Raw genomic sequence first — 25,803 nt, forward strand, 5'->3', positions numbered from 1 at the left:
CATGCTGGAACAAATGGGCGCGGCCGCGAAGGCCGCCTCTTACAAACTGGCGCTCCTTTCCAGCCGCGAGAAAAACCGCGTGCTGGAAAAAATCGCTGATTATCTTGAATCACAATCCGCTGAGATCCTGCTCGCCAACGAGCAGGATCTGCTGGAAGCACGCCGCAACGGCCTGAGCGAAGCGATGCTTGACCGCCTGGCGCTGACGCCAGCGCGCCTGAAAGGCATCGCCGACGACGTTCGCCAGGTGTGCAGCCTGGCCGACCCGGTCGGGCAGGTGATTGACGGCGGCCTGCTCGACAGCGGGCTACGTCTGGAGCGTCGCCGCGTGCCGCTCGGCGTGATTGGCGTGATTTACGAAGCGCGTCCGAACGTCACCGTAGACGTGGCCTCCCTGTGCCTGAAAACCGGTAACGCCGCCATTCTGCGCGGCGGGAAAGAGACCTGGCGCACCAACGCCGCGACGGTGAAAGTCATCCAGCAGGCGCTGGAGGAGTGTGGCTTACCGGCAGGCGCCGTGCAGGCCATCGAAAGCCCGGATCGCGCGCTGGTGAACGAATTGCTGCGCATGGACAAATACATCGACATGCTGATCCCCCGCGGCGGCGCGGGGCTGCACAAGCTGTGCCGCGAGCAGTCGACCATTCCGGTGATCACCGGCGGGATCGGCGTGTGCCATATTGTGGTCGATGACAGCGCCGAGATTGAGCCCGCGCTTAAGATTATCGTGAATGCCAAAACCCAGCGCCCGAGTACCTGCAACACGGTTGAAACGCTGCTGGTGCACGCGGGGATTGCCAATACGTTCCTGCCGGCGTTAAGCAAGCAGATGGCGCAAAGCAAGGTCACGCTGCACGCCGATGCTAACGCTATGGCGCTGCTTCAGGAGGGGCCAGCTAAAGTTGTTCCCGTCAACGCGGAGCAGTATGACGACGAGTTCCTGTCGCTGGATCTGAACGTGAAGGTGGTAGCCGATCTTGATGATGCCATTGCGCACATTCGCGAGCACGGTACGCAGCATTCCGATGCGATCCTCACGCGCACGTTAAGCAACGCCGCGCGCTTTGTGAATGAAGTGGACTCGTCTGCGGTGTACGTGAACGCCTCCACGCGCTTTACCGACGGCGGCCAGTTTGGTTTAGGCGCAGAGGTGGCGGTAAGCACGCAAAAACTGCACGCCCGCGGCCCGATGGGGCTTGAAGCGCTGACCACCTACAAGTGGATCGGCATCGGCGATGATACCATTCGTGCGTAATTAAAACGTGGGTGATGCAAAAATAGCCGTTTGAATCACAAGGCCATTGACGCATCACCCAGTTAGATCTACTCTTTTGCCCCGTGGTTACGCTCGTAACCGGCCTCTCAGGGCCGATATAGCTCAGTTGGTAGAGCAGCGCATTCGTAATGCGAAGGTCGTAGGTTCGACTCCTATTATCGGCACCATCTTTTCATACGCTTTCCGCTTTGTTGAATAGTTTATTGATGTTGATTGACTCCATTTCAGCACAATTTTATTGATATTATGTATTTATGCTAATAATAATTTCAACCATGGATGCGATGGAATGATTTAACTAAAAAATCTTTAGTCAATAAACCTTATATGGAAAATCAATAATGAAAAAATGGATGTTGAGCAAAGCAGTATTGTCGTTATGTCTAATGTCCCTGGCTGCGCAGCTTTCGGGATGCGGAACGTTAGCACGTGGTGATAGTTACAAAGATACTTATCGTGGTGTAGATCGTGACAAGAGAGAGATAGCGAATGCTTATCTGTGGGCACCTTCGTTTGGGCTATGGCCGCTTTTTCACATAATTTCCCTTCCGATTGACGCTGTTATTGATACCGTATTGCTTCCTGTCGACCTTGTCCTTAAGCACGCACCTAAAAAAGAGCTTGCTCAGTCAGCGGAAAATATCCCCGTATTTGCTGCCAACTTAACGAATTTACCTGACTTCAGCTATAGCATCCAAAATAAACTGACGGGGGCGGTTCTGACGACAGGCAGAACAAGCAAAATACCTCAAAGTGGCAGTATTTCACCAACTTTGGATATTTTTTCAGTTATGAAGACAAAATATCCTGAACCGCGTATTGACCCTGTAGAAATTAAATGGGAAGTCTCACCCGGCAGCGGTAATTTACATGGCACAACTACCTTTACTGAAACACGTACGCCAACGAGCAATCTCCGTCTTGCGAAGGGCATCATTATACTGTTTATGCCTTGCAATTCAGTAATGGTCATCAATTCTGAACGTTCGTTCTATAATTCCAATATTATTAATCAAAAATCAATACAGGATAGCTTCAAAAAGCTCACGCAAATGGCGATGCAGTCGCAATGTGCTCCGGCAGAGATTAACCCGGAATTACAAGACGTATGGAGATAGTGAGGAGTGAGTAAGACCGTACTCTCCTTAGACAAAATTGCATGTGTACGTCTCCGAAAGTATCAATGCCCCGTGGGCTCTCGGTCCAAAAGTGATGAGACTGTACCGCTGGCGAAGCCCAGCGTTCACCACTACGCTGTTTAACGGAATATCGCGCCCTCGCTGGCGCGGTTGTTGTCCATTGGTTAACAGGAAAAGTTATGAGCGAAGTAAAAATTGTTGCCACCCTGACGCCGTTCCCGGAGCATGTGGATGCGGTGAGAACCGCCGCGAAAAATATGGTGAAACCAACCCACGGTGAAGCGGGCTGTCTGCAGTACGATCTGCACGAAAGCCGGGCGGTGCCGGACGTTCGCGAGCTGGAAAATGAGGGCAGCGTGTCGTTCGTATTTATCGAGCGCTGGAAATCCCCAGAGGATTTGAAAAAGCATGTCGCCATGCCCTATCACGATGAGTTTCTTGAAATCCTCGACGGCAAGCTGGAGAGCCTGAACGTTCAGCGCCTGACCCCGCTTTTCTAGCGCTCGCCGTCGGGATCCCTCAGCGTTCCCGCTCGCTCACCGTCATCGTGAACCTGAGCGGGCCGCCTTCAGCACACCTGTAGCTATGCGGCAAATCCGTTCTGGCAATCGCTGAACTGCCCTCGTTCACCGTCAGGCTTTCCTCGCCTAAAGTGAGGCGAAGAGCGCCTTCCACCACATGTAAAAGTTCACACGTGCCGGCAGAGTGCCCCGGGGAAGTGAAAATCTCGCCGGGATGCATCTTCCACTCCCATAGCTCGATCATGTCCGGTCCGCTGGTGCCCGCAAGCAGCCGTGCGGTGCCGCCGCGCTCGCCGCGCCACAGGCAGGGAATATCTTCTGCAGCAATAAGGTGTACGCTGGGTTTGCTGGCGACGTTAACGATATCTGCCACCGAAACGCCCATCGCCGATGCCAGCTTGCAGAGCAGGGCGATGCTGGGGTTTGCCCTGCAGGCTTCAATTTCCACCAGCATCCCCTTGCTTACCCCCGCCTGACGCGAGAGCTCATCCAGCGACATTTTTTTCTCGCTGCGATACTGCTTCAGGGAAGCGGAGAGCGCCTCATTGATGACGGACGCGTCGGTCCCGGTCGTTATATTGACTTTTTTGTTCATCGGTCATTATCATAATCTAAAACGGTCATTTGAGGATTATGAAATGTTCACTGCACATCCGTCAATCAGCGCTGATGTTGCCCGCCTGGCGCCGGGCTTCCGCGCGCTGAGCATCAGCGTAACGGCTGCTCCGCTCGTTAACCCCGGCTTTGGGGAAGAGGCGCTCATCAGCGCGTGTAAGGCCGTCCTCGACGGGGAACCCGCGTGGGCAGAGGCTCACCTGAACGCATGGTCAGAGGCCTTTCGCGCCTTTGGCGCAAAGCCCAAGCGCACGCCTTGTTCAGCTGAAGCCCTGCGCAAGCGGGTGTTGCGCGACGGATCTATGACGGCGCTGGACCCGGTGGTGGACCTGTATAACGCCGTCAGCCTGCGCTACGCCATTCCTGTCGGGGGTGAAAATCTGGATGCCTATTCCGGCATGCCGCGCCTCATTATCTCAGACGGCAGCGAGCCGTTTGACACCTTCAAGGACGGCAACCCGATTATCGAGAATCCTGAATCGGGAGAAGTGATTTGGCGTGACGAGCTGGGCGTCACGTGTCGCCGCTGGAACTGGCGGCAGGGAATAAGAACGCGCCTGAGCGCTTCCGATAAGCACATGTGGTTTATTCTGGAAAGCCTGCCGGAGATGCCGCTTGAGGCTCTGCATGAGGCAGGAAAAATGCTCACAGACGGACTGAACGTCATGATGCCGGGCGTGCGGTTTGACGTGACGCTTATTGACGCGGGTTAAGCCGTCCGCACGGTGAGCTAACGGGGAGCCTGGCGATAAACGTTGTAAGCCAGCTTGATGAGAAAGAAGACGTCACTCATCGTGCGGATGGCCGGGACGAGCCTGTAAAGCTGAATACGTGAACGGAAGCGGGCGCGCAGCGCCTGACGGTTGCTCACCTTACGCCGGTAGAGGCCCAAAAAATGCCGGGACTCCACGAGCGCATGTCGGGCAAGCGCATTTTTGATGTCCCTGTACCGCGGCTTTGCGCTGATGGCAACGATCTCCGCAATGACATCGATATAGCTGGCCGCGCGAACGTCGTAATAGTCATGGCGGTGCGTAATCGACGACGGATTATTGATATAGACATAATCTCTTCTGTCGGCGAAATAAAATTGGCCGTTTCCGGCGGCAAGGTGCAGCGTCCACACGATATCCTTATGGCTTTTTCCCGCCTGGAAGCGCAGCGTATTTTTTTGAATATAGGACGAGCGCACCATCTGTAGCCATAAATAATGCGGCCACTCCTTCTGGTTGACGCAGTGGTTAATCCATTGCCAACCGCTGAGCATTTTTCCGTAAGGTTGTTTGTAATGCACGGAATGGGCGCTATCTCCGTGCCAGCCGTTGAAAATAACGACATCGGCCTGCGCCCCGCAGGCTATAGCAAAACGCTCGCGCAGAAAATGGTCTTCAACCTGGTCATCGGCATCCAGAAAAATAACCCACTCACCGCGATGAACCGCAAGCGCGGCATTCCTGGCCGCATACACGCCCTGATTATTCTGGCTTATGACGATAAGGCGTTCATCGTCGAGCGTGCGAAGCGCCGCTTGCGTGCCGTCCGTTGAGCCGTCGTTAACGACAATGACTTCGATGCTCGCGGTCTTTTCGCTAAGAAGTTTACCTACCAACGGAACGATAGCGTCCTGGGCGTTAAATACGGGAATAATGACGCTGATATCGATTTTATTTATCATAATGGGGCGTAAATCAGTGAAGGGATCGGCTTGTTCAGAAGGAAAATAGGCCCTGCAGGAAGCTATCTTTTGTCTTGAACGTCACGGTTCGATGCCGGAATCGCTATTTTTGTTCTTATTTCCTGATTAATTATCGGCAGGCATTTATCACAATATTTTTTATCCAGCCCAAAGAGTCTGGCCAGAAAACCTCTTTTCCTGTTACACCGCATGCATTTTTTCATTCCATCACCTGCTGTCATAGCCCGCGCCGTATTTTGGACAAAAATACGCCTGCCCGTCGGATGACAAGATATTCATCTATAACAATGTAATAACCGTGATGGCGGAATTTAGCACGCGGGATGGTGGGAGGGATAATTCATTTTGCAGATCGATTTTTTTTAATCGATCGGTTTTATCGATCATGGCAACACGCCCTGAGGGGACGATATGACCACCTCAGGCCGCGTTCCCTGCCTGCTTCTTTACGCCTCCTTCAGCATGCCGAAGCTGACGATCCGCGAGCGGCCCAGCTCTTTTGCCCGATAGAGCGCAACGTCCGCCGCGCGCAGCAGGGTGTCGCTTTGGGCATGTTGCGGATAGCTGGCGATGCCGATGGAGACATCCACCGGGCCGATTTCCGTCAGCCCGTAGCGGACGCTCAGCGTATGCACTTCGCGATGGATTTCGCTGGCGCAGGCAAACGCCGCCTCTTCATCCTGCCCGGCCAGGAGGGCTAAAAACTCCTCGCCGCCGTAGCGAAACGCCAGCCCGCCGTCGCGCACGGCGCGCTTCACAATGCCCGCCACGCTCTTAATCACCTCGTCTCCTGCCTCATGGCCGTAGCGGTCATTAATGGCCTTGAAGTGGTCAATGTCGATCATCAGGCAACTGACCGGTTCGTTATTGCGCGCGGCCTGCGCCATCTGCGTGCGCAGCGTATCATCCAGATGATGGCGGTTACGCAGCCCGGTGAGCGGGTCGAACAGCGCTTTTTCCAGCAGCGCATCGCGCAGCCGCTGGTTTGCCAGCGCCAGCCCCAGCGCTTCGGCCATCAGTTCAAGGTAGGCGCGCGCCGGGGCCTTTTCCAGCGTAACGTTCTGGAAAGAGAGCAGGCCGATGGCTTCGCCCTGGGCGATGAGCGGAACGCACAGCGCGCGGTGCGCGCAGGACGGCGGCAGGTGGTAGCAGGAAATATCCGGCTCGCCGCTGACCGGCGGGTGGCTCTGTCCACGGCGGATTGCCCAGCACGCGTCGGTCTCAAAGGGTTGGCTATCGCCTTCCGGATCCAGCCATTCCGCCACGCAGCGCATCTGCCACGGGTCGCGATCGAGAATATACAGGCGCCCGGCAATGCCCGGCGCCACGTTCGGGGCAAACAGCCCGGCGACGTTTATCACGTCAGCGAAGTTCTCGCAGCCCTGCAGGCGCTGGGTCATCCGCGCCAGCAGCTCGCGGACGGCCCAGTCCGCGTCGCGCTCCTTTTCCAGCCGCTGCCGCGCCAGGCCGTTTTCGCGAAAAATGTGGATCGCCTGCGCCATATCGCCGATCTCGTCAATCTGATTAAAGTTGGGCGTCTCGACCGCGTAGTCCTGAGAGGCCAGGCGATGCACCACGTCGCTCAGGCGAACGACCGGGCGCAGCACGCGGCGTTTTAAGATGAAGCCGAGGACAAAGAGAAAGAGCAGGGCGGTAAGGCCGACCATTATTTCCGAGGCGGTGCGCAGGGTTTTTGATTTGTGCGTGGCCTCCTGAACGGTGGCGATAATGCGCCTGTCGAGGAGCTGGCGGAAGTGATCGAACTGGTTTTGAGCGCGCTCCAGATCCTGCTCGTACGCCGGGCTGTAGAGCTGCGCAACGGCCTGCGCAGGATCGCCCTGCGCCATGCTGGACAGGGCGGCCTGCTGCTCGTCCTGCAGCTGGTCAAGGATCGTTAACCCCTCGCGAAGCAGCGCCAGCTCAACGTCAGATGCGCCGTTGTCGCGCAGCTTCTGCAGATGCATTTCGCTTTTTTTGAGGGTGCCTTCCTCCTGCCGATAATCACTGAGGATCTGCGGATCGTGTTTAACCACGTACAGGCGCGCCAGGTCGGACTGCGCCCAGGCTTTCGCGTCGAGATCTTCCGTGAGGCTGTCGAACTGCTGGCGCTGTTCGACGGTCTGGCGCTTAACGTCATCGGCCTTCGACGCCATGATCATGACGACGCCGCAGGCAATGGTCAGGCATACCGTGGCCCCGTAGGCCCAGTTTGTTATCGTGGCGATTCGCACCAGCGGGATCCTTCTACGGCAAGAGTGGATGCGGTATTACAAATTATAGAAAAGCTCTGATTTAAGGCGAAAAAAAAGGCGGCATCGCGCCGCCCTGGGAGGATTATCCGTCGAGGGTTAAATGTCGGGCGGGTTTTTCCCTTCCTCGATAAATTCGGCATCCAGCTCTTCGGCGTTGCCCGCGTGGTCGCGGCCGGAGAAGAGGTTCCAGCAGGCGATAAACAGCGCCGCGATCAGCGGACCAATCACGAAGCCGTTAATGCCGTACAGCTCCATGCCGCCGAGCGTGGAGATCAGGATCAGGTAGTCCGGCATTTTGGTGTCTTTACCCACCAGCAGCGGGCGCAGAATATTGTCCACCAGCCCGACGATAATCACGAAGAAGCCGACGATAAACAGCCCCTGCCAGATCTGGTGCGTGGCGAACAGGTAGATGGCGGCGGGCACCCAGACGATCGCCGAGCCCACGGCGGGCACCAGGGAGAGGAATGCCATCAGCGCGCCCCAAAGAATGCTGCCGTCGATGCCGACAATCGCAAAGGCGATGCCGCCGAGCGTGCCCTGAACCACGGCGACGACCGCCGTGCCTTTCACCGTCGCGCGCGACACGCCGACAAACTTGGCAAACAGGTGCTGCTTGGCAAAGTCGGTCAGCGGCAGGGAGTCGAGGATCTGGCGCACCAGGTACGGCCCGTCCTTGAGCAGGAAAAACAGCAGGTAAAGCATGATGCCGAAGCTAATGGCAAAGCCAAACGTCCCTTTACCGATCAGGAAGGCGCTGCCCGCGAGGTATTGCCCGCCCTGCAGCGCCACGTCGGAAAGCTTCTTCTGGATCTGCGCGGCGTTGTTGAGGTTGTGATCGGCCAGGAAGCCGCTGGCCCAGTCGGGCAGGCGGTTAAAGATGCTCGCCACCACCTCCGGGAACTGGGTGTTGTTTTGCTGCAGCTTGGTGTACACCACGTTCAGCTCGATGGCGAGCGATGAGAGGATCACCATCAGCGGAATGAAGACGATCAGGCAGATAATGCACAGCGTCAGGAACGAGGCCAGCCCGTTGCGTTCGCCCAGCGCGGTGCGCAGCCTGTTTTTTACCGGGTTGAAAATAATCGTGAGGATTGCGGCCCACAGAATCGCGGAAAAATAGGGCGACAGTACGTCAAAGAAAGCCCAGGTGACCAGGGCGAGAATCAAAAGGAAGAAACCTTTCGTCAGTCCATTAAAACGCATCGATGTGTCCTGTTTGCTAAGAAACTGTGACGACTATAGAACTGATTTGAGGATTTACCAATATTTGCGCCGCGGACGACGCGTCTGGCTATTTGTTAACAATCGCGGTATAACACCTTTCTTTGGATGTTTAGATGTCCATACGTATAGAAGGTGATATGCAAACAGAACAGGAAAACGGGCAGCTTAAGCGCACCATGAAAACGCGCCACCTGATCATGCTCTCGCTGGGGGGCGTCATCGGCACGGGGCTATTCTTTAACACGGGCTACATTATCTCCACGACGGGCGCGGCGGGCACGCTGCTGGCGTACCTGATTGGCGCGCTGGTGGTGCGGCTGGTGATGCAGTGCCTGGGCGAGCTGTCGGTCGCGATGCCGGAAACCGGTGCGTTTCACGTTTACGCCGCGCGCTACCTCGGCCCGGCAACGGGCTACACCGTGGCGTGGCTCTACTGGCTGACCTGGACGGTGGCGCTGGGCTCGAGCTTTACCGCCGCCGGTTTTTGCATGCAGTACTGGTTCCCGCAGGTGCCCGTCTGGGCGTGGTGCGTGGTGTTCTGCGTGGTCATCTTCGGCCTCAACGCCTTCTCGACCCGCCTGTTTGCAGAAGGCGAATTTTGGTTCTCGCTGGTAAAAGTGATCACCATCATCGCGTTTATCATCCTCGGCGGCGCGGCGATCTTCGGCTTTATCCCGATGGCGGACGGTTCCCCCGCGCCGGGGCTGGCGAACATCACCGCGGAGGGCTGGTTCCCGCACGGCGGGCTGCCGATCCTGATGACCATGGTGGCGGTGAACTTTGCCTTTTCCGGGACGGAGCTGATCGGCATCGCCGCCGGGGAGACGGAAAATCCGCATAAGGTCATTCCGGTGGCGATCCGCACCACCATCGCGCGGCTGATTATCTTCTTTATTGGCACCGTGTTCGTGCTGGCGGCGCTGATCCCGATGCAGCAGGCGGGCGTCGAGAAAAGCCCGTTCGTGCTGGTGTTTGAAAAGGTCGGGATTCCCTACGCGGCGGATATCTTTAACTTTGTGATCCTGACGGCGATCCTCTCGGCGGCGAACTCCGGGCTGTATGCGTCCGGGCGCATGCTGTGGTCCCTCTCGAACGAGAACACGCTGCCGCGCTGCTTTGCCCGGGTCAACAAACGCGGCGTGCCGCTGACGGCGCTCTCCGTTTCCATGCTCGGCGGCGTGCTGGCGCTGTTCTCCAGCGTGATTGCGCCGGACACGGTATTCGTGGCGCTGTCGGCCATTTCAGGCTTTGCGGTGGTGGCGGTGTGGATCAGCATCTGCGCGTCGCACTTCGTCTTCCGCCGCCGCCATCTTCAGTCCGGCCAGCCGCTCGACGCGCTCGCGTACCGCGCACCGTGGTATCCGCTGGTGCCGGTGCTTGGGTTCGTGCTGTGCCTGGTGGCCTGCGTCGGCCTGGCTTTTGATCCGAGCCAGCGCATTGCCCTTTACTGCGGGCTGCCGTTCGTCGCCCTGTGTTATGGTGCGTACTATCTGACCCAAAAAACGACGACGCAGGAGCCTGAACATGTCGCAGAATAATCCGCTTAACACCTTCCTTGAACAACGGCCTTTCGTGGTGCTGGACGGGGCGATGGCCACGGAGCTGGAAGCGCGCGGCTGCAACCTGGCCGACAGCCTGTGGTCCGCGAAGGTGCTGATGGAAAATCCGGAGCTGATCCGCGAGGTCCATCTCGACTACTACCGGGCGGGCGCGCAGGTGGCGATCACCGCCAGCTATCAGGCCACGCCGGCGGGCTTTGCGGCGCGCGGGCTGGACGAGGCCCAGTCCCGCGCGTTGATCGGTAAAAGCGTGGAGCTGGCGCGCAAGGCGCGCGAAGCGTACCTGGCCGAGAACGCCCATGCGGGCACGCTGCTGGTGGCCGGTTCCGTTGGGCCTTACGGGGCGTATCTGGCGGATGGCTCCGAGTACCGCGGGGATTACGCGCGTAGCGCTGAGGAGTTTACGGCGTTCCACCGTCCGCGCGTGGAAGCGCTGCTGGATGCCGGAGCCGATCTGCTGGCCTGCGAAACGCTGCCCTCGCTGGCGGAAATCAGGGCGCTGGTTTCGCTGCTGGCGGACTATCCTCGCGCCCGGGCGTGGTTCTCGTTAACCCTGCGCGACAGCGAGCACCTGAGCGACGGCACGCCGCTGCGCGACGTGGTGGCCGCGCTGGCCGATAATACGCAGGTTGTCGCGCTCGGCATCAACTGTATCGCGCTGGAAAACACCACCGCGGCGCTGACGCATCTGCAGGGCCTGACGGCGCTGCCGCTGGTGGTCTACCCGAACTCGGGCGAACACTACGACGCGGTGACCAAAACCTGGCATCACCACGGCGAGGCGTGCGAGACGCTGGCGGGCTATCTGCCGCAGTGGCTGGCGGCGGGCGCGAAGCTGATTGGCGGCTGCTGTCGGACCACGCCGAAGGACATTGCTGAGCTGAACGCGCAGCGCTGAGTGCTTTGCCGGGTGGCGGCTGCGCCTTACCCGGCCTACAAATTGCACGAACCGTAGGCCGGGTAAGCGCAGCACCACCCGGCGAAACAACCGCACAAAATTCACTATCCTTTCCCGCTTTTTATCTAAAAACGAATCGCTATTAGCGATGCCTTTTTATTCCTTTATCAAAATAGCCGCGCCGGAAATACTGCCCCCATAACAATACGGGGAGCAGGCACTATGGCTATTTCATCGCGAATCACATTACTCGGCGCGCTGGCGCTGTGGGCATTCCAGGCGCAGGCGGTTGACGTCACCGTCGCGTATCAAACCTCTGCCGAACCGGCGAAAGTCGCGCAGGCGGATAACACCTTCGCCAAAGAGAGCGGCGCGAAGGTCGACTGGCGCAAGTTCGACAGCGGCGCGGCCATCGTGCGCGCGCTGGCCTCCGGCGACGTGCAAATCGGTAACCTCGGCTCCAGCCCTCTGGCCGTCGCGGCCAGCCAGCAGGTGCCGATTGAGGTTTTCCTGCTGGCCTCTCAGCTCGGCAACTCCGAGGCGCTGGTGGTGAAGAAAAACATCACCAAACCGGAAGATCTCATCGGCAAGCGTATCGCCGTGCCGTTTATCTCGACCACCCACTACAGCCTGCTGGCGGCCTTGAAGCACTGGGGAATCAAGCCGGGCCAGGTGCAAATCATCAACCTGCAGCCACCGGCGATTATCGCCGCCTGGCAGCGCGGCGATATTGACGGCGCCTACGTCTGGGCGCCCGCCGTGAACGCGCTGGAAAAGGACGGCACCGTGTTGACCGACTCCGAAAAGGTGGGCCAGTGGGGCTCGCCAACGCTCGACGTGTGGGTGGTGCGCAAGGACTTCGCCGAGAAGCATCCTGACGTGGTGAAAGCCTTTGCCAAAAGCGCCATCGACGCGCAGCAGCCCTACATCGCCAACCCGGACGAATGGCTGAAGCAGCCCGCCAACCTGGAGAAGCTCTCCCGCCTGAGCGGCGTGCCGGAAGCGGACGTACCGGGGCTGGTGAAGGGCAACACCTATCTCACGCCTGCCCAGCAGGTGCAGCAGCTGACCGGTCCGGTGAACAAGGCGATTGTTGACACCGCAACCTTCCTGAAAGCGCAGGGCAAAGTGCCCGCCGTCGCGGCGGACTACAGCCAGTTCGTTACCGACCGCTTTGTAAAATAAGGAGCGCGCCATGCTGAACATCACCAACCTGTACGCCAGCTACGGCGGCAGGCCCGCGCTGGAGGACATTAACCTGACGGTGGACAGCGGCGAGCTGCTGGTCGTGCTTGGCCCCTCCGGCTGCGGGAAAACCACGCTTCTGAACCTGATCGCCGGATTTGTGCCGTATCAGCACGGCGCTATTCAGCTGGACGGCAAAAAGGTTGACGGACCCGGCGCGGAGCGCGGCGTGGTGTTTCAGAACGAAGGGCTACTGCCGTGGCGAAACGTGCAGGAAAACGTGGCGTTCGGCCTGCAGCTGGCGGGCGTGGGGCGCGAGCAGCGGCTGGAGACGGCGCGTCAGATGCTGAAAAAGGTCGGGCTGGAGGGTGCGGAAAAACGCTTCATCTGGCAGCTTTCCGGCGGCCAGCGGCAGCGCGTCGGCATCGCCCGCGCGCTGGCGGCGAATCCGCAGCTGTTGCTGTTGGACGAGCCTTTTGGCGCGCTGGATGCCTTCACCCGCGAGCAGATGCAAACCCTGCTCCTGCGCCTGTGGCACGAGGGCGGCAGGCAGGTTCTGCTGATCACCCACGACATCGAAGAGGCCGTCTTTATGGCGACCGAGCTGGTGCTGCTGTCGCCGGGGCCGGGCCGCGTGCTGGAGCGCCTGCCGCTCGATTTTGCCCGCCGCTTCGTAGCCGGAGAGCCGGTGCGCAGCATCAAATCCGATCCGCTGTTTATCGAACAGCGTGAATACGTCTTAAGCCGCGTGTTTGAGCAGCGGGAGGCCTTCTCATGAGCCTTGTTGCGAATGAAAAAACGCCGCGCGCGCGTCTTGCCCTGCGCTGGCCCTTCTCGCGCCAGCTCACGCTCAGCGTCGGCACGCTGCTGGTGCTGCTGGCAATATGGTGGGTTGTGGCGGCACAGGCGTGGATAAGCCCGCTGTTTCTGCCGCCGCCGGGACAGGTGCTGGCAAAGCTGATAACCATTGCCGGGCCGCAGGGCTTTATGGATGCGACGCTCTGGCAGCACCTCGGCGCAAGCCTGGCGCGCATTCTGGTGGCGCTGCTGGCGGCGGTAATTATCGGCGTGCCGGTCGGGATCGCGATGGGGCTCAGCCCGACGGTGCGCGGCATTCTCGACCCGCTGATTGAGCTTTACCGCCCGGTGCCGCCGCTGGCGTATCTGCCGCTGATGGTGATCTGGTTTGGCATCGGCGAAACCTCAAAAATCCTGCTGATTTATCTGGCGATTTTCGCCCCGGTCGCCATGTCGGCGCTGGCGGGCGTGAAGAGCGCCCAGCAGGTTCGCATCCGCGCGGCGCAGTCGCTTGGCGCCAGCCGCGCGCAGGTTTTGCTGTTCGTCATTTTACCGGGCGCGCTGCCGGAGATTTTAACCGGCCTGCGCATCGGGCTCGGCGTCGGCTGGTCCACGCTGGTGGCGGCCGAGCTGATTGCGGCCACGCGCGGCCTTGGGTTTATGGTGCAGTCGGCGGGCGAGTTCCTGGCGACTGACGTTGTGCTGGCAGGGATCGCGGTCATCGCCGTGATTGCCTTTGGTTTAGAACTGGGGCTGCGCGCGCTTCAGCGCCGCCTGACGCCCTGGCATGGAGAAATGCAATGAGTGAACGTCTGACCATCACCCCGCTGGGGCCGTACATTGGCGCACAGGTTTCCGGCCTGGATATGACACGCCCCCTGAGCGATAACCAGTTTGAGCAGCTCTACCACGCGGTGCTGCGCCATCAGGTGGTGTTCCTGCGCGGGCAGGCCATTACCCCGCAGCAGCAGCGCGCGCTGGCGATGCGCTTTGGCGATCTGCACATCCACCCGGTCTACCCGCATGCGGAAGGGGTCGAGGAGATTATCGTTCTGGACACCCACAACGATAATCCGCCGGACAACGACAACTGGCACACCGACGTGACCTTCATCGACACGCCGCCCGCCGGGGCGATTCTGGCGGCGAAGCTGCTGCCGGAGACAGGCGGCGACACGCTGTGGGCCAGCGGCATTGCGGCGTTTGAGGCGCTCTCCGCGCCGTTCCAGACGCTGCTGAGCGGCCTGCGGGCGGAGCACGATTTCAAAAAATCATTCCAGGAGTACAAGTACCGCAAAAGCGAAGAGGAGCACCGGCGCTGGCAGGAGGCCGTGGCAAAACACCCGCCGCTGCTGCATCCGGTGGTGCGCACCCATCCGGTGACGGGCAAGCAGGCGCTGTTTGTGAACGAAGGGTTCACGACGCGCATCGTGGACGTGAGCGAGAAGGAGAGCGAGGCGCTGCTGGGCTTCCTGTTCGCGCACATCACCAAGCCGGAGTTTCAGGTGCGCTGGCGCTGGCAGGAGAACGACCTGGCGATTTGGGATAACCGCGTGACCCAGCACTACGCCAACGCGGATTATCTGCCGCAGCGCAGGATTATGCAGCGGGCGACGATTCTGGGGGATAAGCCGTTTTATCGTGCGCCGTGATCCCCTCACCCTAACCCTCTCCCCAAAGGGGCGAGGGGACTGTCCGGCGTGGTTTTCACCCTCTCCCTTTTAGGGAGAGGGCAGGGGTGAGGGTTATAAATGCGCCTCTATATACCGCTGATAGCGGTTCGCCTTCAGGTAGCACAGGTCCACCAGCACCAGCCCATCCACGCAGTTGTTGAACGCCGGGTCGCTGCCGAAGTCGATAAACTGCACGCCGCCGGGCTCGCACAGCTCGGAATACTGCTTGTAGAGCGGCGGAATGCCGCAGCCCAGGTTGCCGAGCAGGGACTTCAGCTTCGTCAGGTCATCTACGTAGTCCACGCCGCCAAACTGCGCCAGCACGTCCGGCAGCGACGCCGGGTAGGGCTGGCGAGACGCGGCGAGCGGATGGCTTGCCGGGAACCAGAGGCGATAAAACGCCACCAGCAGATCCCGCGCGGCGGGCGGCAGGCCGCCGGAAATCGAGACCGGGCCAAACAGGTAGCGGTAGTGCGGATAGCGCGCCAGATAGGCGCCAATCCCGGACCACAGATAGTCCAGGCCGCGACGCCCCCAGTAGCGCGGCTGTATAAAGCTGCGCCCCAGCTCAATGCCGTGTTCAAGCACGTCCTGCATCTTCTCGTCGTAGTGAAACAGGCTGTGGCTGTAAAGCCCCTCCACGCCGCGCTTTTCGATCTGCATGGCCGTCGGCATAAAGCGGTACGCGCCGACAATTTCCAGATCCGCGTCATCCCACAGGATTAGGTGAAGATAGTCATCGTCATAGCCGTCGGTATCCCGGCGCTTGCCGCTGCCTTCCTCGACGGCGCGAAACGCGATTTCGCGCAGGCGGCCCAGCTCGCGCAGCAGCGGCGCGTCCTCCTGCCCGTTGCGCTGCCACAGGTAGATGGTTTTACCGTCTCCGGTATTGCCCAGGCATTCGGCCTGCGCCAGCTCGCGCTTCAGCGTGGCCCTGTCCTCCGGGCGCGCGATGGCGCACTGGGTTTTAAAGACGCCGGTCGCGCCCTTGCCGAGACGCATCACGTGCTGACGGCACCGCTCGGCCATCTCGCGCGGCGAGAGCGTGCTGCTAAACCAGTGGCTCCAGGCAATTTGCTGGCCGATTTTGATCGGCAGCTGGCTATGGCGGCGGCGGAACATCTGCTGCATCAGCAGCACCATCGACAGGGTGGGCGACACCAGCGTGCTGGCGTAAAAGAGCAGGCTGTTGCGCGCCTGAATGTGTACCGGCAGCAGCGGCGCGCGCAGCTTGCCGGCGAGCTTGATAAACCCGGAGTGCCACTTTTTATCGCGAATGCCTTTGCGCGTCGGGCGAGAGACTTCACCTGCCGGAAAGAAGATCAGCACGCCCGCGTGTTGCAGGTGCTGCTCCATCTGCACCAGCGACGATTTCGCCGTCCTGCCGCCCATGTTGTCCACCGGGATGAACAGCGAGCTGAGCGGTTCCAGGTGGGTCAGCATGCGGTTCGTCACCACCTTCACGTCGCGGCGCACGCGGGAAACGGCATACAGCAGCGCCAGCCCGTCCAGCGTGCCCGTCGGGTGGTTAGCAATAATGACCAGCGGGCCATGTTCGGGGATTTGTTCGAGATCGCGGGCGGAAACGCTACAGAGGATATCGAGGTGCTCAAGAACCTGCTCCACCATGTCCAGCCCCTTAAGGTGGCGGTGGGCGGCGGCAAACTGCTGAAACTCGTCTTCGTAAAACAGCCTTTTTAACAGACTTTTTTGCCAGGGTGCGGGCCTCGCCTGAGGCCAAAGGTCGTCGAGAACGCTATCGAGACTGAACATGATGACTCCTCCTGCCGTCTTGCGAAGACAGTAGAAGGAGCAGATGTCGGTTGTATTGCAGTTCGGTGAAGATTAGCGGAGGATTTTTTTCTCGGCCAGATCCAGCGCGAAGTAGCTGAAGATCAGATCCGCGCCCGCGCGCTTGATTGCGCCGAGGCTTTCGAGGATCACTTTCTCTTCGTCGATCGCACCCGCCTGCGCGGCAAATTTGATCATCGCGTACTCGCCGCTCACCTGGTAAGCGCCCAGCGGCAGCTCGGTGCGCTCGCGGATGTCGCGCAGGATGTCCAGATACGCGCCCGCCGGTTTCACCATCAGGCAGTCTGCGCCCTGGGCTTCGTCCAGCAGCGACTCGCGGATCGCCTCGCGGCGGTTCAGCGGGTTCATCTGGTAGGTTTTACGATCGCCCTTCAGCGCCGTGCCCGCGGCCTCGCGGAACGGACCGTAGAACGAGGAGGCGAATTTGGTGGAGTAGGACATGATCGCGGTATCGGTGAAACCGGCGGCGTCCAGCGCCTGACGGATAGCCTGAACCTGTCCGTCCATGGCGGCTGAAGGGGCGATGAAGTCCGCGCCCGCCGCGGCGGCAACCACCGCCTGCTTGCCCAGGTTGAGCAGGGTCGCGTCGTTGTCCACGCCGTGATCGCACAGCACGCCGCAGTGGCCGTGAGAGGTGTATTCGCAGAAGCAGGTGTCGGACATCACGATCATCTCCGGCACGGCCTCTTTGCAGATGCGGGACATGCGGGCGACCAGGCCGTCCTCTTTCCAGGCATCGCTGCCGGTGGCGTCGGTGTGGTGAGAGATGCCGAAGGTCATCACCGAGCGGATCCCCGCGTTGGCGATGCGCTCGATCTCGCGCGCCAGGTGCTTTTCGGGAATGCGCATCACGCCCGGCATGGCGTCGATGGCCTTGTAGTCGTCGATCTCTTCTTCAACAAAAATCGGCAACACCAGGTCGTTTAAGGTGAGCGTTGTCTCTTCAAACATAGCGCGCAGTGCGGGGGACTTGCGCAGGCGACGGGGGCGAGCAGTTAAATCGGTCATGATATGCCTGAGGTTTGTGGAACAAAGGAGCCTTAGTGTACCTGAAGATGCCGTAGGGTGTTTTACTAAAGTGGGCGTTATGTATGCCCCTTTACAGATAAGGCATCGTCATATTTTCACCGCTTAGCACGAGAAATCGTCAAACGGAAAATTAGCTAATATATAATGTATCTTTAATTGCCGGGTTTGGTTAATATAAAGAGAATTAAGTTATGGTGGCGCGATTATTATATTTATAACTTATGTATTACTTTCTCCTGATGCCTTTTTTTTCACGTTAATTATCTGTTCTGAAAATGATTTCAAGGTTTTGCTCCGTTATTTGTCTGGATTCGGACTTAATGGAATCATTCATTGAACCTTTTAGAAATGAAATTGCATAATTCCCTCCGCAATAAAGTATTGCAAAATGATTTATGGAAAAACTTGCTTACGTCCCTGAGGAGGGATGACCCAATGCAAACATGGAAAAAGAAACTGGTTGTATCTCAACTTGCATTAGCCTGCACCCTTGCTATCGCTTCTCAGGCAAATGCGAAAGATATATCAGGTACAACCTATAATACGTTCGGATATGATAATACCGCCACTACGCCGTGGTATTCTGGTTATGCAGACTGGAATTACTCCGATGCCTCTCACGACGGTGATATTTATCCGGTGATTAATAAGTCTACGGTCAATGGCGTCATCTCGACCTATTATCTGGACGATGGTATTAACGGCCATGCGAATGCGCTGAGTATTTCTAACAGTACCGTTAATGGCATGGTGACCTCAAGTTGCCTGAGCACCACCTGTGCAGAAGGCGTGGATGCAGACGGCACCGTACACACCCAGAACGAACGTTTTAGCCTGACGGTTGACCACTCCACCATTAACGATGCCTACGAACACTACGCGTATGACGTCGTTAATGGCGACACCACAGAAACGCATTACCTCGATACCTACGGTTTGGGGAATGCCATTACCCTGGACGTAGAGTCCGATATCGTTATACAGAACAATTCCCACGTCGCGGGCATCACGCTGATGCAGGGCTATCAGGAACTGGATAATACTCCTTACGACGGCGTTGAAGGCGTTGCCAACAGCAGCAACATCTTTACCGACAGCGTGGTGGTGAAAGATTCCGTGCTGACCTCCGGTGCGTACCGCGATCTGGGCACCAGCGGCTTCTATGGCCAGAGCGGGAAGCCGAGCGATTATAGCGAAACGAACGCTACGGGCGCGGATGACGCGGCGCTGATCGTTATCGCCGGTGCATCTGATAACGCCATGCAGACCACGGCGACCTTCGATCATTCAACCGTAACCGGCGACATTCTGTTCTCCAGCACCTTTGATAATAACTTCTACGTTGACGGCGATCCGGCGACCGATACCACCGAAGACGGCGTGTACAACCCAACCACCAACGGCTGGGACGGTACCGATAAGCTTGACGTTACGCTGACCAACGGCAGTAAGTGGGTCGGTGCAGCGCAGTCCAGCGTTGAAGCCATCGGCACTTCACAGATGTATGGTCAGGGTTACAGCGACGTTGACTGGCACAGCCTGTCTCCGAACAGCATCTGGCCTGATTCTACCTTCGACAGCAATAGCCACGTTGCGGGTGAAGAGGTTTACCAGAGCGGCCTGTTCAACGTGACGCTGGATAACGGCTCAGAATGGGATACCCGCAAGACCTCTAACATTGACGTGCTGAAGGTGAACAACCAGTCGCAGGTCAACGTCGAAAACTCCGGCCTGCTGGCGGATTCCATCACCCTGACCAATGCGTCTACGCTGAATATCGGCGACAGCGGAGCCGTGGCGACCGACAGCCTGACGCTCGACGGCTATAGCCGCGCGGCGCTGACCGAAGAGACGGCAGAGCTTTATGCCAACACCCTTACGGTAGACAACCATGCCGAGCTGGCGCTGGGCCTGGGCCAGGTGGATACCCACAACATGGTGCTGACGGACGGCGGCGTGCTGAACGTGGGCAGCCGCGACTACGTGCTGAGCAGCGATCTTAACAACGCGCGCTATGTCACCAACGATATCTACAGGGCCGAGTACGACCATGGCGTTGTTGCGCTGAATTCTGACGGTCATTTAGCCGTCAACGGCGACGTTGCGGGTAACTACAGCGTGCGCATCGACGATGCAACCGGTGCCGGTTCCGTCGCCGATTACAACAACAAAGAGATCGTTCGCGTTTACGACAATAACGCGGATACCAGCGCCCGCTTTACAGCTGCCAACAAGGCCGATCTGGGGGCGTACACCTATGAGGCGCAGCAGCGCGGCGACACCGTTGTGCTGGCGCAGCAGGAGCTGACCGACTCAGCTAACATGGCGCTAAGCATTCCTTCTGCGAATACCAACATCTGGAATCTGCAGCAGGATACGCTGGGCGCGCGTCTGACCAACGCCCGTCACGGCCTGACGGATAACGGCGGCGCGTGGGTGAGCTACTTCGGCGGCAACTTCGACGCGGATAACGGCGTGGTAAGCTACGATCAGGACGTTAGCGGCATCATGGTGGGCCTTGATACCCTGATTGACGGTAACAACGCGAAGTGGACCGTCGGCGGCGCGGCGGGCTTTGCGAAAGGCGACGTCAGCGATCGTACCGGTCAGGTCGATCAGGATAGCCAGACGGCGATGATTTACGCGTCCGCGAAGTTTGCGAACGATGTCTTCCTCGACAGCTCCCTGAACTACACCCGCTTCAACAGCGATCTCTCCGCAAATATGAGCAACGGCCAGTACGTGGACGGGAATACCACCACCGACGCCGTCGGTTTTGGCCTGAAGCTGGGCTACGACTGGAAACCTAACCTGTCTGGCTACGTCACGCCTTATGCTGCCGTATCGGGCCTGTTCCAGTCCGGCGATGACTATCGTCTGAACAACGACATGCGTATCGACGGCCAGTCTTACGACAGCCTGCGCTATGAGCTCGGTTTTGACGCGGGATACACCTTCAACTACGGCGGCGATCAGGCTCTGACGCCTTACTTCACGCTGGCATACGTCTATGACGACGCGGACAACACCGCGGATATCAACGGTGACACCATCGATAACGGCCTGGAAGGCTCAGCCGTTCGCGTGGGTCTGGGCACGCAGTTTAGCTTCACTAAAAACTTCAGCGCCTACACCGATGCAACCTACCTGGGCGGCGGCGACGCTGACCAGAACTGGGGTGCTAATCTGGGCGTGAAATACATCTGGTAAAACCAACAGGCGGGAGAGTTCTCCCGCCTTTTACCTCACAAGAGAAAATAAAATAGAACCGACAAAGAAAGATGACTTGAGGTCTGCATGAACGTTGATGCGAAACCACTTGCTGAATTAAGCCGGCTCGAACAGTGTCTGAAAGCCGAGGGCATACCCTTAACAATACCTAAGCACCAAATTCTTTCATACAGCTGCGTTGACGAGTCTCCCTCCACGTTTGTTTTGCAAACGGGCATTGTCGCTGTCCATCGTCGGTCAGATGAATTATTAATCGGCATTGCGACTGCACCGTTTATTTTTGGTTTGACGTCTGATGTTTTGGGTAATCTGCAGGAATATAATCTTGTTGCACAAACACCCTGCAGCGGGTTTTATTTGCCGGCCCAGAAAATCTATCAGCTTATTCATGATGGCAATATTTGGCAGGATGCGTTTACCTGGGTTTTGTGGATCAATCGGCTATTGCAGCGTCGCGATATGCAGCTGGTCGGCAATAATTCCTATAATCAGATTCGGGCCATGCTGCTAAATATGGCCTCATGGGATGATAATCTGCGCGCTAAAATAGGCGTAATGAATCATATTCAGCGAAGCACGCGTATTTCACGGTCGGTGGTGGCAGAGGTTCTGGCCGCGCTGCGGCAGGGGAATTATATCAGCATGAGCAGGGGCAAACTGGTTAGCGTTAACCGTTTGCCCGCTGAATATTAATTCTGGTTTGAGGCCGTCAGCACCTGCGCCTTGTTGGCGCTCAGCTCGGCAACTAAATTATTGATGCCGTCACTCATATTGACGAAGCGCGTGTTCGGCGAGCGGGTGACTACCACAAATGCGCCCACGTTCGACTGCGGGATCATCGCCATATAGGTAATGAACCCGCCGCCGCCGCCGGTTTTCTGAATGATCCCCGGACGGCCCTCTTTCGGCTCCATATACACCCATCCCAGCCCCAGCGCGTCCGCTTTACCCGGCATGTCCATCCCCACAAGGCGCGTCAGCTGGCTGCGCTTGTAAATCAGGGTCTGCATTCTGTCCGCCTGGTGGCTACGGGCGTAAAAATCTGAGGAGAGGAACTGCTGCATCCAGCGCATCATATCCCCCGGCGTGGAGTAGACGCCGCCGCTGCCGACCGCGGCCAGGGTGTTGTTACACGGGCTGGCGCCTTTTTCCGCCACCATCAGGCGCTTGCACTGGTCCGGTGAGGGGGTAAACGTCGTGTCCTTCATGCCCAGCGGGCGGGTAATCTGCTCTTCAAACAGCTGGGTATACGGTTTACCGGATGCCGTGGCGAGGGCGTCCGCCAGCAGATCGAAGGCCAGGTTGGAATAGGATGCCTGCGAACCCGGCGCGGTCTTCAGCGCGGCGGTGCTGAGATAGTTCCAGCGCTGCTCGCGGGTCGGCCAGACGAACACCGGGCGATGGGCTGCTCCGCCGGGCTGCTCGCGCGGCAGGGCGCTGGTGTGGGTCGCGAGGTTGACCAGCCGAATCGGCGTGCCCTGGTAGGTCGGCACGCGCGCGCCCGGCGGGGCGTATTTGCTGAGCGGATCGTCAAGTTTGACCACGCCCTGGTCCAGCAGCTTGACCAGCATTTCGCTGGTCATCAGCTTGGTGATGGAGGCAATGCGGATCACTGAATCCAGCTGCGGATGAACGTTATTTCCGGGGCGCGTTTCGCCAAAGCTGCGAAAAACGCGCTGATTGCCGTCGATCACGACCAGCGCCATGCCCGTCGCGCCGCTTCCGTAGTAGATCAGATTCGCATAGCGATCGGCAATATCAGAAGCCAGCACGGGAGCCGTCAGCGGCTGGGCAGCCTGGACGGAAGACACGCTCGCCGCACACAGCGCGGCGATAAGAAGCAGACAACGTTTCAACGAAAAATATCCATAGCGGTGAATAAGAACGGTATTAGGTATTTATACTACTAATTTGTGCCACGCAATGGCGCGAATTGCATAACCATAGCGAGAAAAACGTAACGATGGGTAAATGCGGGCCATTCCCGGCAATTCCTCTCCCGTTTTGTGACGTCGGCCCGATCCCGGGCGCGCGTCAGGGCCTCTGCGATTTTGAAACGCAACGAAACAATTCTTGAAATTTTGAAAGCGAACTAATAATAAAGCATCGGGTCTGACCATTTTACCCGGGCCGGGTGACGGCGCGGGCAGGTTTTAGTAGGGCGAAGCGTTGTACACAGCAACAGCCATAACAACAAGAAGGAAGCAGTATGTTTACGTCTTTTTTCCCAAAGCCGGGGCCATTTTTCCTGTCGGCATTTCTTTGGGCACTGATCGCCGTCCTGTTCTGGCAGGTGGGCGGCGGCGCATGGCTGATGCGCCTCACGGGGTCATCGAGCGACGTGCCGATTAGCGCCGCGCGCTTTTGGTCGCAGAGCTATCTGCTGTTTTATGCCTACTATGCGCTGTGCGTTGGGGCATTCGCGCTTTTCTGGTTTACCTATTCGCCGCACCGCTGGCAGCGCTGGTCGATACTGGGCACGTCGCTGATTGTCTTTGTGACCTGGTTCCTGGTGGAGGTGGGCGTGGCGGTCAACGCCTGGTACGCGCCGTTCTACGATCTGATTCAGACCGCGCTCAGCGCTCCGCACAAGGTGTCGATTAACCAGTTTTATCACGAAGTCGGCGTTTTCCTGGGGATCGCCCTGATTGCCGTCGTGATCGGCGTGTTGAACAACTTCTTCGTCAGCCACTACGTCTTCCGCTGGCGCACCGCGATGAACGAACACTATATGGCGCACTGGCAACACCTGCGCCATATCGAAGGCGCCGCGCAGCGTGTGCAGGAGGATACAATGCGTTTTGCCTCCACGCTGGAAAGTATGGGCGTGAGCTTCCTCAACGCCGTGATGACGCTGATTGCCTTCCTGCCGGTGCTGGTGACGCTGTCCGCGCACGTGCCTGACCTGCCGATCGTCGGCCATCTGCCGTATGGCCTGGTGATCGCCGCCATCGTCTGGTCGCTGATGGGCACCGGGCTGCTGGCGGTGGTGGGGATCAAGCTGCCGGGGCTGGAGTTTAAAAACCAGCGCGTGGAAGCGGCGTACCGTAAAGAGCTGGTCTACGGTGAGGACGATGCCAGTCGCGCGTCGCCGCCCACCGTGCGCGAACTGTTTGGCGCGGTACGCCGGAACTATTTCCGCCTCTATTTCCACTACATGTATTTCAACATTGCCCGTATTCTGTATCTGCAGGTCGATAACGTTTTCGGGTTGTTCCTGCTGTTTCCGTCAATCGTTGCGGGTACGATTACGCTCGGTCTGATGACCCAGATCACCAACGTCTTTGGCCAGGTTCGCGGTTCGTTCCAGTACCTGATCGGCTCCTGGACCACGCTGGTCGAGCTGATGTCCATCTATAAGCGTTTACGCAGCTTCGAGCGCGAGCTGGACGACAAAGACCTGCAGGAAGTGACCAATACATTCAGTTAAAACAGGGAGTTGCTATGTCCTTTGCCGTGCCCCGCGCGTTACCGCTGTCCTTCGTTGCCGCCTTCGTGCTGGCGGGCTGTGCCGATAAAGGCGCCGCGCCGCTCAAAAAGGGCGAGAAGCCCGTGGACGTGGCGAGCGTGGTGCGGCAAAAAATGCCCGCCAGCGTGAAGGATCGCAGCGAGTGGGCTGACGCCCTAGCAAAAACCTTCGAAAGCCAGAAGATTGCCCCCACCGAGGAGAACATCTGCTCGGTGCTGGCGGTGGCGCAGCAGGAGTCGATGTACCAGTCGGACCCGGCCGTGCCCGGCCTGAATAAAATCGCCTGGAAAGAGATCGATCGTCGCGCCGAGTCCATGCACATCCCGGTGTTCCTGGTGCATACCGCGCTGAAAATCACCTCGCCAAACGGTAAAAGCTACAGCGACCGGCTGGACGCGGTGAAAACCGAGAAGCAGCTGAGCGCCATTTTTGATGATTTTATCGGCATGGTGCCGATGGGGCAGAAGCTGTTTGGCTCGCTCAACCCGGTGCACACCGGCGGCCCGATGCAGGTCAGCATCGCGTTTGCGGAAAAACATACCGACGGCTATCCGTGGAAAATCGACGGAACGGTGCGTCAGGAGGTCTTCTCCCTGCGCGGCGGCCTGTGGTTTGGCACGTATCACCTGCTGAACTATCCGGCGAACTACGATGAGCCTTTATACCGCTTTGCGGACTTTAACGCCGGCTGGTACGCGAGCCGCAACGCCGCCTTCCAGAACGCGGTCAGCCGCGCGAGCGGGGTCAAGCTGGCGCTGGACGGCGATCTGATCGCCTACGGCAGCAGCGAGGCGGGCACCACCGAGCGGGCGGTGCGCAAGCTTTCCACGAAGCTTGGAATGAGCGACAGCGAGATCCGCCGCCAGCTGGAGAAGGGCGATAGCCTGGCGTTTGAGAAAACGGATCTGTATCAGCAGGTGTTTAAGCTTGCGGAGCAGAAGAGCGGAAAAGCGTTGCCGAGAGCGATGCTGCCCGGCATTCAGCTTGAGAGCCCGAAGATCACGCGTAATCTGACCACCGCGTGGTTCGCCAAGCGCGTGGACGATCGTCGGGCTCGCTGTATAGGGCTATAGGCTAGCGGCGGCGGAAGCGGAGCACCAGGGCGATGGCACCGAGGACCGCGCAGCCGAACAGGAAGGGGATAAGCCCGAACACGGTGCTTACGCCCAGGCCAATCTCAACGCGCGGGCGGCCGCTGTCCTGAACCTGCATCAGATGCTCGTAAACGCCCGGCGCGTGAACCAGCACGTTCAGCAGCTGCGAGCCTGCCCAGAAGCAGAACAGCACAAACAGAGCATAAGCGATGTTCCCCGCCGTGGAGGTTTTGGGGTGTTTGCCGCCAAAAATCGGTTTTGACAAGGTGAAATCAGCCATAAAGACCTCCCGGAATCGCTCTGTGCAAAAATGCGTCGTACAGGGTGAG

The 25,803-nt window shown here is 58.6% G+C and carries 22 protein-coding genes and 1 tRNA gene; 15 read left to right on the forward strand and 8 right to left on the reverse strand.

The window, feature by feature from the left end; all coding sequences use genetic code 11:
• Position 1: 1 nt before the first annotated feature.
• From proA to AB8804_RS06075, 4 genes are all read left to right on the forward strand, one after another.
• Entirely contained in the window at positions 2–1,255 is a 1,254-nt protein-coding gene (gene proA, locus AB8804_RS06060) for a glutamate-5-semialdehyde dehydrogenase (RefSeq protein ID WP_371184155.1), read from the forward strand.
• A gap of 112 nt (positions 1,256–1,367) precedes the next feature.
• A tRNA-Thr gene (locus AB8804_RS06065) sits at positions 1,368–1,443 on the forward strand.
• Positions 1,444–1,617: 174 nt separating this feature from the next.
• Positions 1,618–2,394 (forward strand): hypothetical protein, encoded by a 777-nt coding sequence (locus AB8804_RS06070; RefSeq protein WP_371184157.1) that lies wholly within the window; start codon positions 1,618–1,620, stop codon positions 2,392–2,394.
• A 200-nt stretch (positions 2,395–2,594) separates the two neighbouring features.
• The gene (locus AB8804_RS06075) at positions 2,595–2,915 is read left to right on the forward strand and encodes a putative quinol monooxygenase (protein ID WP_371184159.1); all 321 of its coding nucleotides are present in this window, start codon (positions 2,595–2,597) and stop codon (positions 2,913–2,915) included.
• Between the two features lie 19 nt (positions 2,916–2,934).
• Here the strand turns inward: AB8804_RS06075 and AB8804_RS06080 are convergent, their stop codons facing one another.
• Positions 2,935–3,531 (reverse strand): helix-turn-helix domain-containing protein, encoded by a 597-nt coding sequence (locus AB8804_RS06080; RefSeq protein WP_371184161.1) that lies wholly within the window; start codon positions 3,529–3,531, stop codon positions 2,935–2,937.
• A 43-nt stretch (positions 3,532–3,574) separates the two neighbouring features.
• Here AB8804_RS06080 and AB8804_RS06085 point away from each other — a divergent pair, with 43 nt between their 5' ends.
• Positions 3,575–4,264 carry a B3/4 domain-containing protein gene (locus AB8804_RS06085; protein ID WP_371184163.1) on the forward strand — a complete coding sequence of 230 codons (690 nt, stop codon included), beginning with the start codon at positions 3,575–3,577 and terminating at the stop codon, positions 4,262–4,264.
• A gap of 17 nt (positions 4,265–4,281) precedes the next feature.
• Here AB8804_RS06085 and AB8804_RS06090 read toward each other — a convergent pair whose 3' ends face one another.
• The 3 genes from AB8804_RS06090 to AB8804_RS06100 all read right to left on the reverse strand — a co-directional run bounded on the left by AB8804_RS06090 (position 4,282) and on the right by AB8804_RS06100 (position 8,705).
• The gene (locus AB8804_RS06090) at positions 4,282–5,226 is read right to left on the reverse strand and encodes a glycosyltransferase (protein WP_371184165.1); all 945 of its coding nucleotides are present in this window, start codon (positions 5,224–5,226) and stop codon (positions 4,282–4,284) included.
• A 467-nt stretch (positions 5,227–5,693) separates the two neighbouring features.
• Complete coding sequence (locus AB8804_RS06095) at positions 5,694–7,478, reverse strand: diguanylate cyclase (protein ID WP_371184167.1); 1,785 nt, start codon at positions 7,476–7,478, stop codon at positions 5,694–5,696.
• 117 nt (positions 7,479–7,595) lie between these two features.
• The gene (locus AB8804_RS06100; protein WP_371184170.1) at positions 7,596–8,705 is read right to left on the reverse strand and encodes an AI-2E family transporter; all 1,110 of its coding nucleotides are present in this window, start codon (positions 8,703–8,705) and stop codon (positions 7,596–7,598) included.
• Between the two features lie 158 nt (positions 8,706–8,863).
• Here AB8804_RS06100 and mmuP point away from each other — a divergent pair, with 158 nt between their 5' ends.
• The 6 genes from mmuP (at position 8,864) to tauD (ending at position 14,818) form a co-directional block, all read left to right on the forward strand.
• Positions 8,864–10,264: an S-methylmethionine permease gene (gene mmuP, locus AB8804_RS06105; protein ID WP_371184172.1), complete on the forward strand. Its 1,401-nt coding sequence runs from the start codon at positions 8,864–8,866 to the stop codon at positions 10,262–10,264.
• Complete coding sequence (gene mmuM, locus AB8804_RS06110; RefSeq protein WP_371184174.1) at positions 10,251–11,183, forward strand: homocysteine S-methyltransferase; 933 nt, start codon at positions 10,251–10,253, stop codon at positions 11,181–11,183. The genes mmuP and mmuM overlap by 14 nt, the downstream gene beginning before the upstream one ends.
• A 222-nt stretch (positions 11,184–11,405) precedes the next feature.
• Entirely contained in the window at positions 11,406–12,368 is a 963-nt protein-coding gene (gene tauA, locus AB8804_RS06115) for a taurine ABC transporter substrate-binding protein (protein ID WP_371184177.1), read from the forward strand.
• Positions 12,369–12,378: 10 nt separating this feature from the next.
• Positions 12,379–13,146, forward strand: coding sequence for a taurine ABC transporter ATP-binding subunit (gene tauB, locus AB8804_RS06120; protein WP_371184179.1), 768 nt, complete (start codon positions 12,379–12,381; stop codon positions 13,144–13,146).
• Positions 13,143–13,970 carry a taurine ABC transporter permease TauC gene (gene tauC, locus AB8804_RS06125; protein ID WP_371184182.1) on the forward strand — a complete coding sequence of 276 codons (828 nt, stop codon included), beginning with the start codon at positions 13,143–13,145 and terminating at the stop codon, positions 13,968–13,970. Before tauB ends, tauC begins: the two co-directional genes overlap by 4 nt.
• On the forward strand, positions 13,967–14,818 hold the full coding sequence (gene tauD / locus AB8804_RS06130; RefSeq protein WP_371184184.1) for a taurine dioxygenase: 852 nt from the start codon (positions 13,967–13,969) through the stop codon (positions 14,816–14,818). The genes tauC and tauD overlap by 4 nt, the downstream gene beginning before the upstream one ends.
• A gap of 93 nt (positions 14,819–14,911) precedes the next feature.
• Here tauD and AB8804_RS06135 read toward each other — a convergent pair whose 3' ends face one another.
• The gene (locus tag AB8804_RS06135; protein WP_371184186.1) at positions 14,912–16,612 is read right to left on the reverse strand and encodes a lysophospholipid acyltransferase family protein; all 1,701 of its coding nucleotides are present in this window, start codon (positions 16,610–16,612) and stop codon (positions 14,912–14,914) included.
• A 72-nt stretch (positions 16,613–16,684) separates the two neighbouring features.
• A complete protein-coding gene (gene hemB, locus AB8804_RS06140; RefSeq protein ID WP_371184189.1) occupies positions 16,685–17,659 on the reverse strand; it encodes a porphobilinogen synthase in 975 nt (324 codons plus the stop codon).
• A gap of 456 nt (positions 17,660–18,115) precedes the next feature.
• On the opposite strand from hemB, the gene AB8804_RS06145 reads away from it, so the two are divergent.
• On the forward strand, positions 18,116–20,890 hold the full coding sequence (locus AB8804_RS06145) for an autotransporter outer membrane beta-barrel domain-containing protein (protein ID WP_371184192.1): 2,775 nt from the start codon (positions 18,116–18,118) through the stop codon (positions 20,888–20,890).
• 87 nt (positions 20,891–20,977) lie between these two features.
• Entirely contained in the window at positions 20,978–21,604 is a 627-nt protein-coding gene (locus AB8804_RS06150) for a helix-turn-helix domain-containing protein (RefSeq protein WP_371184194.1), read from the forward strand.
• Here AB8804_RS06150 and ampH read toward each other — a convergent pair.
• Positions 21,601–22,767: a D-alanyl-D-alanine-carboxypeptidase/endopeptidase AmpH gene (ampH, locus tag AB8804_RS06155; protein WP_371184196.1), complete on the reverse strand. Its 1,167-nt coding sequence runs from the start codon at positions 22,765–22,767 to the stop codon at positions 21,601–21,603. The two genes, AB8804_RS06150 and ampH, sit on opposite strands and share 4 nt — an antisense overlap.
• A 353-nt stretch (positions 22,768–23,120) precedes the next feature.
• On the opposite strand from ampH, the gene sbmA reads away from it, so the two are divergent.
• Together sbmA and AB8804_RS06165 are read left to right on the forward strand one after the other, a co-directional pair.
• The gene (sbmA, locus tag AB8804_RS06160) at positions 23,121–24,341 is read left to right on the forward strand and encodes a peptide antibiotic transporter SbmA (protein ID WP_371184198.1); all 1,221 of its coding nucleotides are present in this window, start codon (positions 23,121–23,123) and stop codon (positions 24,339–24,341) included.
• 14 nt (positions 24,342–24,355) lie between these two features.
• Complete coding sequence (locus AB8804_RS06165) at positions 24,356–25,453, forward strand: DUF1615 domain-containing protein (RefSeq protein ID WP_371184201.1); 1,098 nt, start codon at positions 24,356–24,358, stop codon at positions 25,451–25,453.
• Position 25,454: 1 nt separating this feature from the next.
• Here the strand turns inward: AB8804_RS06165 and AB8804_RS06170 are convergent, their stop codons facing one another.
• Positions 25,455–25,754 carry a DUF2755 family protein gene (locus AB8804_RS06170; protein ID WP_371184203.1) on the reverse strand — a complete coding sequence of 100 codons (300 nt, stop codon included), beginning with the start codon at positions 25,752–25,754 and terminating at the stop codon, positions 25,455–25,457.
• Positions 25,755–25,803 lie beyond the last annotated feature (49 nt).

Source organism: Enterobacter sp. KBR-315C3_2022 (assembly GCF_041399425.1).
GTDB lineage: Bacteria > Pseudomonadota > Gammaproteobacteria > Enterobacterales > Enterobacteriaceae > Enterobacter.